We start from the raw sequence: 16724 nt of genomic DNA, 5'->3' as shown, positions 1-16724 counted from the left end.
CGGTCTTTTAAACAACCACATTGATCATCTTCCCTTTCACGAAGATGATCTTTTTGTATTGTCCGTTATCCAGCCATTTCTGTACGATCTCATCCGCCAGCACTACCTGTTCTATGGCAGCCTGATCTGCGTCCAGCGCAAACTCCAGCTCGGTGCGGGTTTTACCGTTGATCGCCACGGGATACACTTTGGTATTTTCTACCGTGTACTTTTCTTCCCAGGCCGGGAACGGAGCTGCAACCACAGAACCGGATCCGCCCATCTGTTCCCATAAAGCCTCGGCGGCATGCGGCGCAAAAGGTGCCAGTAGTTGAGCCAATGGCAGCAGGATCGCTTTCTTATGGCAGTTCAGATCGCTGAGTTCGTTCACGAGAATCATGAACTGACTCACGGCGGTATTGAACGAGAAGCGCACGGTGTCCTGCTCGATCTTTCTGATCGATTTGTGCAGTGCTTTCAGTTCCGCGTCTGAAGGAGTTTCCTCAGTAATGATATTGCCTTTCTGCTCATCGAAATACAAACGCCACAACTTTTTCAGGAAACGGTGTACCCCTTCGATTCCTTTCGTATCCCAGGGCTTGCTCACATCCAATGGCCCGAGGAACATCTCATACATACGGAAGGTATCCGCACCATACTGCGCGATGATATCGTCCGGATTCACCACGTTGTACTTGGACTTGGACATTTTCTCGGTTTCAACACCGCAGATATATTGTCCGTTATCCTCGAGAATGAATTGCGCATTTGCATACTCGGATCTCCACTTTTTAAACGCATCAGTATCCAGGACAACACCGTCCACCATTGAAACGTCTATGCGAATCGCGGTTGTATTGTAAGCATCCTTTTTACCATGTGAAACAAACATATTTTCATCAATACGATATACGAAACGACTGCTTCCCTGTATCATCCCCTGATTCACCAATCGTTTGAACGGTTCGTCAAACCCGATATAACCCAGGTCGTATAAAGCTTTTGTCCACATACGGCTGTAGAGCAGATGCCCTACCGCATGTTCGGTACCGCCGATATAAATGTCTACCTGATTCCAGTAATCGGTGGCAGCCCTGTCGGCAAATGCATACTGGTTTCCGGGATCCATGTACCGCAGGAAATACCAGGAAGACCCGGCATAGCCCGGCATGGTATTTGTTTCGTAATGTTCGTTTGTCCAGCTTTCGATGTTTGCCAGAGGACCCTGTCCGTCCGGACCCGGACCATACTGATCCACATGTGGCAGTTCCAGCGGCAATTGCCCTTCTTCAAGCGGGTAAGCAATCCCATCGATCCAGCGGATCGGGAACGGTTCGCCCCAGTAGCGCTGACGGGAAAAAGCAGCATCCCGCATTTTATAATTGATCCGGCGTTCGCCGATACCTTCCTGTACGAGCTGATCGATTACGCGTGCAGCCGCATCGTCAGGATTCAGTCCATTGATAAATTCACTGTTGACAAGCGTGAAATCCTTTTCTGTATAGGCGTCCTCACCGGAGTATTGATCACCGATGATATTCGTAACCGGAATATCGAAATGGCGTGCGAACTTATGATCGCGCTCGTCGCCGCAGGGAACCGCCATAATAGCACCGGTTCCGTAGCCGGCCAGTACATACTCTGAAATCCATACCGGGATGGACTTGCCGCTGAAAGGATGAATCGAATATGCGCCCGTAAAGCATCCCGAGATTTTCTTCTCCGCCATGCGCTCGCGTTCGGAACGGCTCTTCACATAAGCCACATAAGCATCCACCTCAGCTTTCTGCTCAGGAGTAGTGATTGCCGCAACCAGCTCATGCTCGGGTGCCAGTACCATAAAGTCCACGCCAAATACCGTGTCGGGCCGTGTGGTAAATACTTCCACAGTCAGATCGCTGTTCTGTACTGCAAAGCGGATCTGCGCGCCGGTACTCTTGCCGATCCAGTTGCGCTGCATTTCTTTCATTGCTTCGCTGAACTCTACCGTATCCAATCCTGCCAGCAGACGGTCTGCATATTCGGTAATGCGCAGGTACCATTGTCTGAGTTTCTTTTTCACTACGGGATGCCCCCCGCGTTCGCTTAATCCGTTTACCACCTCATCATTTGCGAGTACGGTACCCAGCGCTTCGCACCAGTTCACTTCCCCGAAACCGGAGAATGCAAGGCGATAGCCCATCAGGATATCCTGCTGTTGTTTTTCAGAGAAGGACTGCCATTCGGCGGCGGAAAAACGCAGTGACGCATCTTCCGGACTCGGGTGTGCTGCATTTCCCTGTTGCGCAAATGTGGCGACGAGTTCTTTAACCGGCTTTGCTTTTTGCGCAGTCCTGTCGAAATAAGCATTGAACAACTGGAGGAATATCCATTGTGTCCAGCGATAATATTTAGGATCTGCGGTAACTACTTCCCGCGACCAGTCGTAGCAGAACCCGATGTTATCGAGCTGCTCTTTGTAACGCTGAATATTTTTTTTAGTTGTATTTACCGGATGCTGTCCTGTGTCCAGCGCATATTGTTCGGCAGGCAATCCGAATGCGTCGAAGCCCATCGGATGGAGCACATTGAATCCCTTCATGCGCTTGTAACGCGCGTAGATATCGGAAGCGATATATCCGAGAGGATGTCCTACATGTAGTCCCGCCCCGCTGGGGTAAGGGAACATGTCAAGAATGTAGAATTTAGGTTTCGAGAAATCGTTCTCCGTCCGGTAAACATTTCCCTCAGCCCATTTCTTTTTGGACTCCGCTTCGATATGTCTGAAATTGTACTCCATAGCCTTTGCCGAAAATTGTGGGCAAAAGTACAAAAAACAGAGCGGGCAGTAAAGGAAGAATTAAAGTATTCCGAGACGTGTAAGGTGGCGGTACAATTCACCTACAGGCAATCCCATTACGTTGTAATAATCACCGTGTATCTTTTCGATACCGATCAGCCCGATCCATTCCTGGATTGCGTAGGAGCCGGCTTTATCGAAAGGCTTGTAATCCATAATATACTTCTGTATCTGCGGCAGTGTGAGCTGGCGGAAGTACACTTCGGTACTGGAAGAGAATACATGGGAATGACCGTCGATACAGATACACACGCCGGTAACCACACGGTGCATACGGCCGGAAAGACGCTCCAGCATGGCAATCGCGTCTTCGGAATCCACAGGCTTGCCCAATATCTCATCGCCCAGCAGATCGTTGCCCAGCAATACAACGGTATCGGCCGCTATGATCACGGCATCCGGATGCTGCGCTGCCACTACCTGAGCTTTTTTATGTGCGAGACCTGCCGGCACCTCTTCGGCCAGCATACCGGGAGTGACGGTTTCGTCCACATCGGGATTCACGATTGTAAAGCTGATACCTGCCTGCTCCAGAAGCTGCTTACGGCGGGGAGATTGAGAAGCGAGAATGATATTACGCATTAGCCTGAAAATAATAAACGATCAACGAACCGATTCCTGATACCATGATCACCTTTAAATAACGGCTCATACGGTGGTAATGTTGTGTGGACGCACGTCTGTTCAGCAACAAGACCCAGGCGGTGAGGGGCAAAGTAAGCACAAAAAAGGTATAAATACCCAATAGTCCCTGCACCTTAACAGATGCAATAACCAACGGAATAATTGCCCCCAGCGAAATCAGCTGTATAAACCGTGCAGTGCGCTTCAGGCCGAGTTTTATGGGCATCGTTACACAACCTTCGGCTGCATCCCCGATGTGGTCTTCCATATCTTTTACGATCTCGCGCATCCAGGTAAGCACAAATGCAAAACCGGTGTAAATACCCAGCACCCATATCGGATTGGCCAGCTCCGCGTCTCCTTTACGCAGCATCGGCGGCTGTTTTACAAAATACCACAAACCAGGCTCGTATATAAACAGCGTGAAAATAGTAAGCGCAGTAAGCAGGGCTACCACCACATTACCGATCACATACAAACGTTTGAAATGAGAGGAATAAAAAAACAGCAGTACAGTGCTGAACAACTGCACGAAAAGCCAGTACCATTTACCGGCGGACAGTGCAACGGCGCCCGCCAGCACCAGCGCCAGCACATTCAGCACAGAATGCGCAATGATCGCCTGCCTTCTGTCGATCACCCTGTCGAGGATGGCTTTCTGGGGACGGTTGATCGCATCGATCTTTATATCAAAGTAATCATTGATAATATACCCCGCTGCCGCAATCAGTATGGTGGAGGTGCAGACGAGTGCAAAATGCAGCGGCCCCAGCAGAAAAGGAGTATCGGTCCATGCATGGAGCGGCAATAGCACACAACACCACACCAGCAACTGGGTGAGCATTACGATAAATAAATTGTTCCAGCGAACCAGACGCAGCCAAGCCATAAAGCAGGATTAAATAGACCAGGTGGAGGGGCTGGTACGCCATTCTGCCAGCTTTTCGCGTTGCTCGGGGCTAACGATTTTCAGGTCTTCGGCGAGCTCCATCAGCGCGGTGTAATTGCTGATTGTATGCAGCGGCAGGTTTGCTTTTGCAAACGCCTCATCCGCGGCAGGGAATCCGTAAGTGAACAGGCCGCACATACCCAGTACTTCTGCACCGTTTGCACGAAGCACTTCCACCACTTCCAGACTGCTTTTGCCGGTAGAAATCAGATCTTCCACCACCACTACCCTGGCACCCGGCTGCAATACGCCTTCAATCTGGTTACCCATGCCGTGTTCTTTAGGCTTGCTGCGCACATACAGGAATGGCAGTTTCATGAGATCTGCCGCAAGCACTCCGTGTGCGATTCCCGCCGTGGCCACGCCCGCAATTGCATCAGCATCAGGGAAATGCTCCAAAATCATATTCGCCAGTTCACTTTTCACAAAATCGCGTACAAACGGGTAACTCAGCACCTTGCGATTGTCGCAATAAACAGGGGAATTCCAGCCGGAAGCCCATTTAAAAGGTGTTTGTGTATTTATTTGTAATGCTTTAATTTGCAAAAGTTTTTCGGCGAATTGTTTTTGTGTGCTCATGTGCCAAAGCTACGCCCATTCTATAAATTAATCAAAAAGGGCCGTAATGAGTTTCTTCCAAAAAATCTACTTCTCCAACAGGCCGCTCATACTCGCCTCTTCACCGGAATGCTTTAAAGATTTTCCTCATTACAGTCAGCTTACCGGCGCGAATGCCGCAAACTTCGATGAAGCGCTGCGCCTGCTGGAACAATCGTCCACCAGCGGCGTGGTACTGTATGATGCCGACAAATCGCTGATCGAAAAAGAACTGCTCTGGAATTTTTACCCGATGCACTCTGCCGGCGGCGTGGTAGTAAATGAAAAGCAGGAAATTCTGATGATCTACCGCCGCGGCAAATGGGATCTGCCCAAAGGGAAACTGGACGAGGGAGAATCGCTGGAAGAATGCGCACTTCGGGAAGTAACGGAAGAAACAGGACTGAAAGAATTACAGCTCGGCAATAAAATATGTAACTCGATGCATATATACCAGATGCAGCAGCAATACATTCTTAAGTATACCGCCTGGTACCGGATGCAGGCTTCGTCGACCCAGCCGGTGCTGCCTCAGAAAGAGGAAATGATTGAAGAAGTACGATGGGTGCCGAAATCCGAAATCCCTGCTCTGATCAGCCATTCTTTCGGAACGATCGAGGATGTGCTGCGGGAAGCTAATATTTTGTAAACAAACATATTGGCGTATTCACCTTAACAATATCAAAACATTATTTAATCAATCTTTGCACCAATGTCAAAGCTAGTAGACATATCGGGCGACGGCTTGCTGCATTATGTAAAACGCAGCATTACCAAAAAGAGAACAACTTTCTGGAATATGCTGAAATGCATCAGTAAGTCGCAATATCGTCCATCGCTGTTCCTAATGGTTTCGTTTGCATTGGCTTTTGTGTATTTGATCAGTCCCAAACCATTTATTGCGCATCAGCCGTTGTATGTGCGCGTTGTACATACACTGCTTGTGATGGCTGTATTACTCAAAATCCTCTCTCACGAGACATACCGGTTTACCCGATTCAAGGCGAAAGGGAGACGATCCTGCTGCGACTAAGCGGCCGTTCATAAAAAAGGTTGTTTCGGGATGAAACAACCTTTTTTAATTTTCTCCTGTTTATTTTTTTTGACTACAGCGCATCTACCATTGCCTTGAATGCAGACGGCGTCATTTTACTTACCGTGACAGTGTATGTCGAACCGGAACTGGCGGTCACACCGGTCAGGATTCCTCCGTAGAAATCGCCTCCGCTGATCACTGCAATTACAATATCAGATTTGCTTTTCAGCATTCTTACTCCGGTGTACGTATTTGAGATAAAGCTTACACCTCTCAAAGGCATAACGGATGTTGTACCATCGACAATATAATAGCCCATTACATCTTTGGAAGCAAGGGTTGCTGCCGCACCGTCTACTTTAATATCCACTTCAACGATATCGCCCGCTGCGAATTTATCCAGGTTGAAGAAACCGAATGAATCCGGTGTCATAGAAATGGTATCGCCATTATAGATCACACCATACAGGGAGTCTCTGTCCGGTGCCCAGTCGATCGATGACAAAGAATCAGCCGGTGTAAGGATACCGCGGAATACGCTCATATCGCCTGCGGAAGGGCCTTTAGCCGTTGGCATTTTCACCGTAAATCTCATACCCGGGCGGAGATATACATCTGCGCCGTCTTTAGTCGCTTTTACCATTACAGAACCCGCAGAAAACAGTGGGCTTCCGCCGCTGGAAGTGAGCATCCGCGCGAAAAGCATATCGGAATTCTTTACGCACTCCATTACCTGCAGATCAACCATGCCCGTCACCACAGCGCCGCTGGCAGTCTGAAATGCATTTGCAGGGAATACATAGCGCGTACCGCTGTAACCGTAAAAGCTGGCTCCTGCAGCCGCATCGATACTTTTGGTCATCTTCCTTGGCGCCAGCTGTTCGAACTCGCGGGAGAACGATTGGTAAGTAGTGGTTCCACCACCGCCGTTGTTGTTATTATTGTTGTTGTTCTGCGGCACTGCTACCGAATCTTTTTTACAGGAAGCTGCCAGACAAACGAGGGCCAATGCGGCCATGGACAAAAAACTTTTAGTTTTCATACAAATGAGTTTTGTTAGGTTAAGAAACAGATGTCATAAGAATATGACGAAGCGTGCATTTGAAATGTTAGCGTCCGGGGAAATTATTTTCGGGATTTTCCGGATCTGCCGATCTGGTACCCGATACTGATACGGATGTACGGCTGAGACATCAGCTGTTTCAGTGTAGGATCGGCAACGCCGCTCAGTCCGCTTATATTCTGACGTATGGTGGCCTCTGCGGAAATACCATACCGATGTGTATAACGCAGACCAAGGATATAACCTCCGCGCACCGGCTTCAAGACCGGATCTGAAGAAGGACTTTTATACGAAGAGAAAGAATCCACTCCTTTGTGAGCAAACTTATCCGGTGCCGCAGGTCCGATGTACGCAGTATCGTAATAGCGGCGCACGGTATCGGTGAGTGATAAGCCTGTAAAAGTCTGTACGGATCCCTGAAAGACAGGTATACTTCCCCAGGTGAGTTGTACGCCGGCAAGAACAGTCCAGTTCTTCGTCACGTGATAAGACACCCACAACGGCAGTTCAAACTCACGGTAATTACGTTGCAGCTGACGTGTTGCGACCATTGAATCGTACTTCTGTGCGAATGCATAAGATCCGTAACCGGTATACGTTCCGAAGGAATCCCGGGTCTGGTCGAAAACTGTAACATCCGTAGCACCCGGAGAGACGTAGCTGCCATCGGACAAGCTATAGTCCTGGCTCGTTCTGGCCCATTTATAGGCGGGAGATATGCCTATACCCCATTTTGCCCCGACCGTCCACTCGAAGAATGCCGACAGTGCCGTTTTCTGGGCACTGAATTGCGCAAAGCCCTTTTCCACACCTCCGAGTATTCCGGCCTGAAAAGCAAAGCCCCGTGGCGCGTGCGGTGCAGACGATCCGGCAGCGGCGGGTGCAGATGCACCTGAGCTGCCGGCAGAACCTGCGGTATGATCATCCTTTGCTGTTTTATTTCCCGGATTGTCAGCCGGTTGATTTTGCTTCAATGTATTTCCCGTTGCGGCAACCGTAGCGCTATTGCTTCGTTTGACGCCGGTGGCAGATTTGCCTGACTGTGGAGAATTGTTATCCTGCTGTATTGCTTTTGCAGTTGACAGATCTTCTTTTTTCTTCCTGCGCCTGCTGCTTTTCGTGCCTGCCGGTTCAGGTTGAGGGAACGCTGATCCGGTAAGCAGATCAGCCGAAGGGCGGGCAGCCCGGAAATCGCGGTAAGTACCAACGTACGACAACCAAACAGCAGCGTCATGCGGTTCCTGTGTTGCAGGCGCACCTTCCGGCTTTGCAGCGCTGCGTTTTGCCTTATCAGCAGCAACAAACCCCGGCTTCGGCTTTGTACCGGCGCCACCCGCCAGGGCACCCGTACCAACCGAAGCCTGAGGTTTACTATTTTGTTTAACCGCCCTTTTAACGGCGGCAGGTTGTTTCTCTTCCGACTGTGCTCCGATGCGTTCCGTCTTTTGGGCATCTGCGGTTGCAGTGCTCCGGTTAGTCCCGGAGGAGTCTTCTGTTACCGCTTTATCCGTTGCCTTTGTTTTGCGGCCTGCAATCTTTTCTGCTGATCCGCTCCCACTTTTTGCAGCTGCATCCGGCGTAACCGATGCGGTGGTCCTGTCCTTCTTCGTTGCCGGTGCGGCTGACTTCTCCGGCGTTACAACTGCCGATTTACTTTGCCGCACGTTGCCGCCGGCCTTATTTCCGACAGATGACAGTAATTGCCTTTCGGCAACTGCAGACGAATCTGCGACCGCTTTTTGCTTTGCAGGTTTTCCGTTCACAGTCGGTGCTTTTGCATCTTTAGATGCTGTAGCCTGAATGGCTTCTTTATTCGCTCCGACAACTGCTTTATCCGAAGTTGCAGCGATACCGGATCCCATTTCAGCTGTCTTGTGCGGTGTAGCTTGTTCCTTGGTTTTTACAGAAGGACTTTCAACCATTGCTTTCCCAACAGTTTTGCCGTTCCGGGTAAGTTCCCGCGCAGCACTGTCTTTAACGGCTGATGATGCCTGCCTGGTCTCTTTTTGCGCGACCGCAGCATTCTCTGTCCTGTTCCTGATACCCGCCGGTCTGGTTGCATTGCCATCCCGGGCAGCACTGTCCGTTACCTTTACAGCAGACGAAGCAGCTGTTTCCCGGACTGCACGTTTATCGCCGGTTGCCGGTGAGGGACTTATAGCTTCACGTGTACTTTTATTCGTTTTATCCGGGGCAACTGCCGCAGTTTCCTGCTTTGTGTGCTCAACTGCGTCGGGTGCTGCTTTACCCTCAGATGTTTTGGGACGAGCCTTTACCTTCCCGGAAACTGTTGATGCCACATTTCCCGGGGTAGCAGGCTGCTTAACGGCAGCTGTTCCGGCGCTGCTTCCGGCTGCGGCTCCGTTGGTGGACGCGCTCGCGTGTGGTGTTGCTTTTCCTGATGGAGTTGTGTGGTCTGTATCAGATGGGTGACTGCCGTCCTGAACATGCGCTTGTTTTGCCTGCGTCTGCTTATCCGGAGTGCTCGCCGGTTTTGGTTCACTTTTATCAATTGCTGCAGAACCAGCCGGTGTGACATTTTCGGGTAAAGGTTGCTCTGTACCGTTTCCGTCCGGCACTGTATTTCCCGGAACTGCTACAGGGGATTCAGGTTCTGCGATAGACAATACATCCGGCTCATCTTCGGCTGTTGTATTTCCGGAAGGTACGTTTTCGGAAAAAGCTACCTGCTCATCCGGAGTTGCTTTATCTTCTTTATGAAATTGCCGGTATCCGAAAATGGCAGCGGTAACCACCGCTAACGTCAGTACACCCCAAAGCCAGCCGCTCATACCTCCGCCACCCGGGCTCTTACCCGTAGCGACGTGTGCGTCTAATCTCTGCTCCAATGATTCCCAGACTGCATCCGGAGGGGTTTCTCTGAAACCCTCCATTTCCTGCCGGAACAAATCATCGATATGTTTTTCGTTTGGCTCCATTGCCTGTTTAAGCGTTAACGTAAAGCGTCCAGTTTTTCCTTTAACCGTCTCCGGGCGTCGTTCAGATGCCAGCGACTGTTGGCCTCCGTTATTCCCAGATGTTCTGCTATTTCCTTATGACTGCAATTATCAAAAACAAATAAGTTGAAGACTCCCCGGTGTACCTCCGGCAAGCCATGAATCAATAATAACAATTCTTTATAACCGATTCCGGCAAGCACATTCTCAGGAACGGTACTGTGTATATCCTCTGTATCCGCTACAATTCTTTGCTTGTGTTTAATATGACGGCGCAGGAAATCGGTGATTGTGTTCATCGCGATACGGTGCATCCACCCCTCAAATGCCCCGGAAAACGAATAAGAATCCAGGTGAGTCAGGATCTTGAAAAAAGTTTCATTTAATAGTTCGTTTACTTCGCTTTGTTCCGTAACGTAACGCCGGATCCGGGAGTACAGCATGGGCGCAAAGCGATCGTAAAGAGCCTTCTGACTCCTGCGGTCTTTTTTGCGGCAGCCTTCTATAAGCAACAGCAGATCTTCCGACAACAATGCGTTGCCGGCGATTGAATCTACAGTAATTGCTTTTTGCTCGTCCAAGATCTCCACGTTAAATAGGGTGTAAGCGGAGTGCGCCAATTGTATGGACGACAGACCGACACCGAATGTTAGAATGAAAACAGATATTTTTTAAACCGATCTGTACATCAGCTCAATCATGCGTACCACTTCCCTGCCTTCTGCGGCTGTAGTAGTCATTTTATCACCGTGTTCCAATACACGTACCACGTTGTCTATGAGTTTGTCGTGGTTACTCATCGAACCCTGGTACAGTCCATAATCATTATTCTTGGCGCTGATATTGATCGAGGGCAGGGCTGCTCCTTCGAGTTGCTGGTATTCAATTGTATTGAGGTACTGTCCGCCTATCTTCACCGTTCCGTGCTCGGCAAAAACAGTAATGGCACCCTCCATGTTCTTTTCAAAGGCCGCGGTGGTAAAGTTGAAATTGATCATGGACCCGTTGGCGCCCTGCATCACGAAGCTCCCCGAATCTTCGAATTCCGTGTTATGCTGGTGTGCGAAATTAGCGGTCATACCCCGGGCAGAAACGATCGTACCGTTCAGGTAATATAAAATATCAACAAAATGGCTGAATTGTGTGAACAGGCATCCCCCGTCCTTTTCTTTGCGTCCCCGCCAGTCGCTCTGCGCATAATAGCTGTCGCCGCGGTTCCAGAAACAATTTACCTGCACGAGAAAAACCTTACCGAGCCGGCCGCTGTCGATCAGTTCCTTTACGGCAGCTACGGGCGGATTATACCGGTTCTGCTTTACCGCAAAGATGAGTTTATCACTGTCTTCGGAAGCTGCGATCATGCGGTCACATTCCGCAACACTCAATGCCATAGGCTTTTCCACCACTACATGCCGTCCGGAGCGCAAAGCAGCGACAGCATGCGGCTCATGCAGGTAATTGGGTGTACAAACACAAACAACATCCGCGTCAGTTTCACGCAACATGTCTCCGATATGCTCAAAAAACGGAACATCCGCAACGGATGCCTTCGAAGGGTCAATATCACAAACCGCCACCAGCTGTGCCTGCGGATGGTTTAAAATATGTTCGGCATGCCGTTTACCAATGTTTCCCAGGCCGGCCAGTGCAAATCGGATCATCAGATAGTGTTAGGAATTACAATAATAGGAAGCTATTCCCATTTAAAAACTTTACCTGCAACAATGTAGACGACTATCCCCCATATCAGCAGTATCAGTATGTCTGTGCGCAGCTCCCAGAGTCCGGCTCCTTCAAAAGCCGTGCGGCGCAGCGCATCGTTCAGATAAGTTAACGGCATGGCGCGGCTGATCGGCTGCAGCCATTTGGGAAAACTCTCAATAGAGAAAAAAGTACCGGCCAGCAAAAACTGCGGCATCGTGATCATATTGGCCAGCGGCGGAATGCTTGCTTCACTTTTTACGAGTCCGCTCACCGCAAAACCAAATCCCATAAACACCATTACGCCCAAAACGCACAGCAGCAACATCTGCAGTACGGTGGCTCCGCCATGGATCAGGTGGTAATCGAATGCGAAATACCCTACTCCGATAATCACGGCAGCGGTCACCAGCTGGAACAATAAGCGTGCGAAACCTTCACTCAGCACAATGATTTCCCGGCGCACGGGTGTGGCGAAAAAGCGCTTCAGCACCAGGGTCTGACGCATATTAAAGAAAATGAATGCCGTTCCGAAAACACTTCCGGCCAGCAGTGAAAAACCCAATTGGCCCGGCAGAATAAAATCAATTGTTTTAAAATCGCGGATCTTCTCGGTGCTGATCGCGATGTTTACCTCCTTGGCCATCTTCGCGGCGAGTTCCGGATTCAGATTATAGACAGTCTCATTGATGATCGCGCGCAACTGGTACAATTTGCCCGCCTGCGCTTCAGATCCGTTCAGAGCGATCTTATAGGCAGGGAACAGCATTTTTTGCGTCTGAATATCCAGTACCGCATCCACCACCCCTTTCTTCAGGGCATTTTCCAGTTCCTTATCGCCGGGGTAAGGCACCCATTTGATAGACTGGTTCTCGTGAAGCGCCTGATAGAGCGCATTGGTGGTATCCGCATCTTTGGCCATTGTAAGCCGGATACTGAACGCTTTGCTGCCGCCGAGGAAACCGAACGCAATAATAAATACCAGCGGAAATGCGATGCTGAAAACGACCGCGGACGGACTTTTCATTATGCTCTGGAGACTGGCCTTTGTGAGGGCTTTCAGAGCTCTGAAATTACTGTAAGAAGCCATTGGAGGGAATCTGAACGAATTCCGGCAAATGTAGGACGAACAACTTTATAATTTTGTAAAAAGTATTTGTCTTACTTTACCATTTGAAAGTAGATACTCTGCCGTGAAAAGAAAGCTGATCCTGCTCCTGTGTTGCAGCCTGGTACTGTCGCAGGCATTTGCCTCCAAAATACTGATCCCGATGGATGCCGAAGGCCAGACCAATCACCTGAAAGCCTATGGTGTTGCGTATGCGTGTCTGAAGCTGAATGTGCCTGTAGACTGGCTGCTGAACTATAAAGGAGGCAGCTTTGCGATCGACCAGCATGAAGCTGTGGAACGGCTCTGCAAGATCCGGGGCGTCAGTTACCAGGTGATTGCCGATGCGGAATATCTGGGGATCATGGAGAAAATTGCCGATCCTGATAATAACGGGGATATCATCAAACTCGAAAAAGCACCGAAAATTGCGGTGTATACACCCAAAGGGAAGCATCCCTGGGATGATGCCGTGACGCTTGTGCTGGAATATGCAGAAATCCCGTTCGACAAATTGTATGACGATGAGGTGCTGGAAGGCAAGTTACCGGAATACGACTGGCTGCACCTGCACCATGAGGATTTTACGGGACAGTACGGAAAATTCTGGGGTATGTACCGCTTTGCCAACTGGTACCAGGAGGATGTAAAAGTAATGGAGGAGATTGCCCACCGCAATCACTACAGCAAAGTATCGAAACTGAAGCTGTCGGTGGCGAAAAAAATAAGGGATTTTGTGGCGGGTGGCGGCTACCTTTTTGCGATGTGTTCGGCCACGGATAGTTATGATATTGCACTTGCGGCAGAAAACACGGACATCTGCGACGTTCCGTTTGACGGCGATCCGATAGCTCCCGATGCCCAGCAGAAGCTCGACTTCAGCAAGTGTTTCGCGTTCCGCAATTTTATTATTTCGCAAAATGCCTCAGAGTATGAATACTCGAACATCGATAATACGCATTACCGTCGTGTGCCGATGGAAGATGATTATTTCACGCTGTTTGAATTTTCCGCCAAATTCGATCCGGTACCCAGCATGCTCTGTCAGAACCATACCGATATCGTAAAAGGATTTATGGGGCAGACCACTGCGTTTCGCAAAGATGTGATGAAATCCAGTGTGCTGGTGATGGGAGAATGCAAAGCAGCGAACGAAGCGCGGTATATTCACGGAGAATACGGGAAAGGCACCTGGACTTTCTATGGCGGACACGATCCGGAGGACTACCAGCACCTGGTGGGGAATCCGCATACAGACCTCAGCCTTCATCCTACCTCACCCGGCTACAGGCTCATCCTGAACAACGTGCTGTTTCCTGCAGCTAAAAAGAAACCCAGAAAAACCTAATCGACCACATCTGCAAAATGCGCGCTGATGGGCGATCCGTAAAAGAGCGAACCCCGCTGCTCAAACAGGGCCGGATCATCGGTTGTGTAAAAAGTTCTTACGCCCTGTTTCGATAAACGTTTATCCATTTCCGGATGCCGTTGCAGGTAATCCCGGAGACTTGCGGCAACGATACTCCCCTGACTCAGTACGGTAATACCCGCCGGTAACAGGGCTTTGATCTGCTGCTCAATAATCGGATAATGCGTACACGCCAGCAGCACCGTATCTATTTCCGGATCTTTATCCAGCAACTCGGTAATATCTTTTTTGTAGAAATATGCGGCACCTTCAGATTCATGTTCCCCGGCCTCAATAAAAGAGACCCACATCGGGCAAGCCTGCTGACTCACTTTCAATTCCGGCGAAAAATGTTCGATCTCCAGCAGGTACGATCCCGAACTGACCGTTCCCTGTGTACCCAAAACACCTACCGAACCGCTTTTTGAGTACTTACCAATGATCTCGGCGGTCGGCCGTATCACTCCCAGTACGCGTTTACGGGCATCGATATGAGGCAGATCTTTTTGCTGAATGGTACGCAGTGCCTTTGCCGACGCTGTGTTGCAGGCAAGGATCACGAGCGGACATCCTTTATCAAACAGCCATTGCACACATTCCAGCGTATATTCGTAAACGGTCTCGAAAGAACGGTTGCCATAGGGTGCACGTGCATTGTCCCCCAGGTAGATAAAATCGTACCCGCTTAGTTCGTTCACTATGGAACGGAAAACCGTGAGACCGCCGAAGCCGGAATCAAATACGCCGATGGGATGTGACACCTGATAGTTTTTTAACGCTGAACAGTTACAAAGTTAGTGCCGCAGCGCATTCTCCCGAAAACTGAGAATACATTATTTTTGGACAATCAATGTCACAACTCAAAAAGTTAGCTTCCCAAACTGTCTGGTACGGACTGAGCAATATTGCCGCCCGCTTTATTTTCTTTCTGCAAACGCCCATCGTCACGTATCTGCTTCCGGATGCGAAGGGGCAGCAGGCCTATGGAGAGTTTACCATTCTGTATTCCGGTATATCCCTGCTGAATATCCTGTTTACCTATGGCATGGAAACCGCTTACTTCCGCTTTGCGGCTAAAAAAGAGGACCCGGAGAAGTTGTTCAATACCAGTGTAAGCACGCTTTTATTCAGTACCATCTGCCTCAGTCTGCTGTTTATTGCCTTCCGCGCTCCTATTGCCCGCTTTATCGAGCAACCCGGTCATCCGGAGTATGTTACCTGGGCCATCCTGATCATCGCTTTCGATACTTTATCGGCAATTCCTTTTGCAAGACTGCGCCAGCAGGGGCGCCCCCGCATGTATGCAGCGATCAAGATAGCGGGTATCCTGCTGAACCTGCTGCTTACCGTATTCTTCCTGTATTTTTCTGCCCGCTATATTACAGCGCACCCGGATTCGGCTTATGCCGGCTGGTATCAGAGCCATAGCAAATCGGGATTGCTGCTGCTGCCCAATGTCGCCCAATCGGCGCTTACGCTGCTGTTATTGTCCGGGGAATGGAAAGGCTTCCGCTTATCGGTTGACAAAGAATTGCTGGGCAGACTCTGGCGTTTTGGTTCACCTATGATCATTATCGGATTAGGGGGTATGATCAACGAGACGATGGATCGCATGATGCTGCTGAAATTATTCCCCGGCGACCAGGAAGCGGCCAAGATACAGGTGGCTATTTATGGTGCAGCTTACCGTATCTCTATTTTTGTCACTTTGTTCATTCAGGCTTTCCGTATGAGCGCGGAACCGTTCTTTTTCAGTCAGGCCGAAGACCGCAATGCACCCTCGGCTTATGCACAGGTAATGAAATGGTTTGTGATCACGTTGTGTATTGCATTCCTGTTTACCTCACTGTATATGGATATCTGGCAATACATCATTTCCCCGTCTTACCGGAAAGGGCTGCATGTGGTGCCCGTACTGCTGTTTGCCAATCTTTGCCTGGGTGTCTATTATAATCTCACTGCGATATTCAAGGTTACGGATCATATGCGGCAGGCGACGATGATCACGCTCATGGGCGCAGCGATCACGCTGATCATCAACTTCCGATTCATCCCGGAGTATGGCATGGAAGCATGCGCCTGGGCCACCTGCATCTGCTATTTCAGCATGATGGTTGTAGCTTATTGGCGTGCGCAGCGATTATTTGCCGTCCCCTACCCGGTCAGAACGATCGGCTTCTACCTGGGACTGATGCTTTGCCTGTTTTTTATTCACTATTTAAGCATTCCGCTAATAGATAATTTCCTGTTGCGTATTGTTTACAGCAGCCTGTTATTTTTTGCATTTGGCATGACTGTTTTATACCGCGAACGTAGCACGCTGAGTCAGCTGCCTTTTATAGGTAAGTACCTGAGTAACAAATAAACATGGCATTGTCATTTTAACCGTCTAAAAGGCGGCTTTTACCCCAAAAAAGCAATGATTCGCCGACTTTTCCGTTTAATAGGGGTAACTTCGGACAA

14 protein-coding genes are annotated in these 16724 nt (G+C 49.6%); 4 read left to right on the top strand and 10 right to left on the bottom strand.

The window, feature by feature from the left end; translation table 11 throughout:
- Positions 1-7: 7 nt before the first annotated feature.
- From leuS to pyrE, 4 genes are read right to left on the bottom strand one after another with little or no spacing between them, the layout of a single operon-like run.
- Positions 8-2758 carry a leucine--tRNA ligase gene (gene leuS, locus ABD846_RS13550; protein ID WP_344828110.1) on the bottom strand — a complete coding sequence of 917 codons (2751 nt, stop codon included), beginning with the start codon at positions 2756-2758 and terminating at the stop codon, positions 8-10.
- A gap of 60 nt (positions 2759-2818) precedes the next feature.
- Positions 2819-3400 (bottom strand): Maf family protein, encoded by a 582-nt coding sequence (locus ABD846_RS13545; RefSeq protein WP_344828107.1) that lies wholly within the window; start codon positions 3398-3400, stop codon positions 2819-2821.
- Positions 3393-4331, bottom strand: a complete 939-nt coding sequence (locus ABD846_RS13540) for a geranylgeranylglycerol-phosphate geranylgeranyltransferase (protein ID WP_344828104.1) — start codon at positions 4329-4331, stop codon at positions 3393-3395. The genes ABD846_RS13545 and ABD846_RS13540 overlap by 8 nt, the downstream gene beginning before the upstream one ends.
- Positions 4332-4340: 9 nt before the next feature.
- On the bottom strand, positions 4341-4970 hold the full coding sequence (gene pyrE, locus ABD846_RS13535) for an orotate phosphoribosyltransferase (protein WP_344828102.1): 630 nt from the start codon (positions 4968-4970) through the stop codon (positions 4341-4343).
- A 46-nt stretch (positions 4971-5016) separates the two neighbouring features.
- On the opposite strand from pyrE, the gene ABD846_RS13530 reads away from it, so the two are divergent.
- Together ABD846_RS13530 and ABD846_RS13525 are read left to right on the top strand one after the other, a co-directional pair.
- On the top strand, positions 5017-5637 hold the full coding sequence (locus ABD846_RS13530) for an NUDIX hydrolase (protein WP_344828099.1): 621 nt from the start codon (positions 5017-5019) through the stop codon (positions 5635-5637).
- 63 nt (positions 5638-5700) lie between these two features.
- Positions 5701-6021, top strand: coding sequence for a hypothetical protein (locus ABD846_RS13525; protein WP_344828097.1), 321 nt, complete (start codon positions 5701-5703; stop codon positions 6019-6021).
- Positions 6022-6094: 73 nt separating this feature from the next.
- On the opposite strand, the gene ABD846_RS13520 is transcribed toward ABD846_RS13525, so the two are convergent.
- The 5 genes from ABD846_RS13520 to ABD846_RS13500 all read right to left on the bottom strand — a co-directional run bounded on the left by ABD846_RS13520 (position 6095) and on the right by ABD846_RS13500 (position 12772).
- Positions 6095-7066: a hypothetical protein gene (locus tag ABD846_RS13520; RefSeq protein ID WP_344828094.1), complete on the bottom strand. Its 972-nt coding sequence runs from the start codon at positions 7064-7066 to the stop codon at positions 6095-6097.
- 83 nt (positions 7067-7149) lie between these two features.
- Complete coding sequence (locus ABD846_RS13515) at positions 7150-10026, bottom strand: hypothetical protein (protein ID WP_344828092.1); 2877 nt, start codon at positions 10024-10026, stop codon at positions 7150-7152.
- A 14-nt stretch (positions 10027-10040) separates the two neighbouring features.
- Entirely contained in the window at positions 10041-10625 is a 585-nt protein-coding gene (locus ABD846_RS13510) for an RNA polymerase sigma factor (RefSeq protein ID WP_344828089.1), read from the bottom strand.
- A gap of 90 nt (positions 10626-10715) precedes the next feature.
- A complete protein-coding gene (locus ABD846_RS13505) occupies positions 10716-11705 on the bottom strand; it encodes a Gfo/Idh/MocA family protein (protein WP_344828086.1) in 990 nt (329 codons plus the stop codon).
- 32 nt (positions 11706-11737) lie between these two features.
- Positions 11738-12772 carry an ABC transporter permease gene (locus ABD846_RS13500; protein ID WP_344828083.1) on the bottom strand — a complete coding sequence of 345 codons (1035 nt, stop codon included), beginning with the start codon at positions 12770-12772 and terminating at the stop codon, positions 11738-11740.
- Positions 12773-12938: 166 nt separating this feature from the next.
- On the opposite strand from ABD846_RS13500, the gene ABD846_RS13495 reads away from it, so the two are divergent.
- Positions 12939-14201, top strand: a complete 1263-nt coding sequence (locus ABD846_RS13495) for a hypothetical protein (RefSeq protein ID WP_344828081.1) — start codon at positions 12939-12941, stop codon at positions 14199-14201.
- Here the strand turns inward: ABD846_RS13495 and murI are convergent.
- The gene (gene murI / locus ABD846_RS13490) at positions 14198-15022 is read right to left on the bottom strand and encodes a glutamate racemase (protein WP_344828078.1); all 825 of its coding nucleotides are present in this window, start codon (positions 15020-15022) and stop codon (positions 14198-14200) included. The two genes, ABD846_RS13495 and murI, sit on opposite strands and share 4 nt — an antisense overlap.
- Positions 15023-15111: 89 nt before the next feature.
- Here murI and ABD846_RS13485 point away from each other — a divergent pair, with 89 nt between their 5' ends.
- Positions 15112-16626 carry a lipopolysaccharide biosynthesis protein gene (locus ABD846_RS13485; protein WP_344828075.1) on the top strand — a complete coding sequence of 505 codons (1515 nt, stop codon included), beginning with the start codon at positions 15112-15114 and terminating at the stop codon, positions 16624-16626.
- Positions 16627-16724 lie beyond the last annotated feature (98 nt).

The organism is Rurimicrobium arvi (assembly GCF_039540495.1).
Taxonomy (GTDB): domain Bacteria; phylum Bacteroidota; class Bacteroidia; order Chitinophagales; family Chitinophagaceae; genus Rurimicrobium; species Rurimicrobium arvi.
This window is presented reverse-complemented; position numbering and strand designations above follow the sequence as displayed.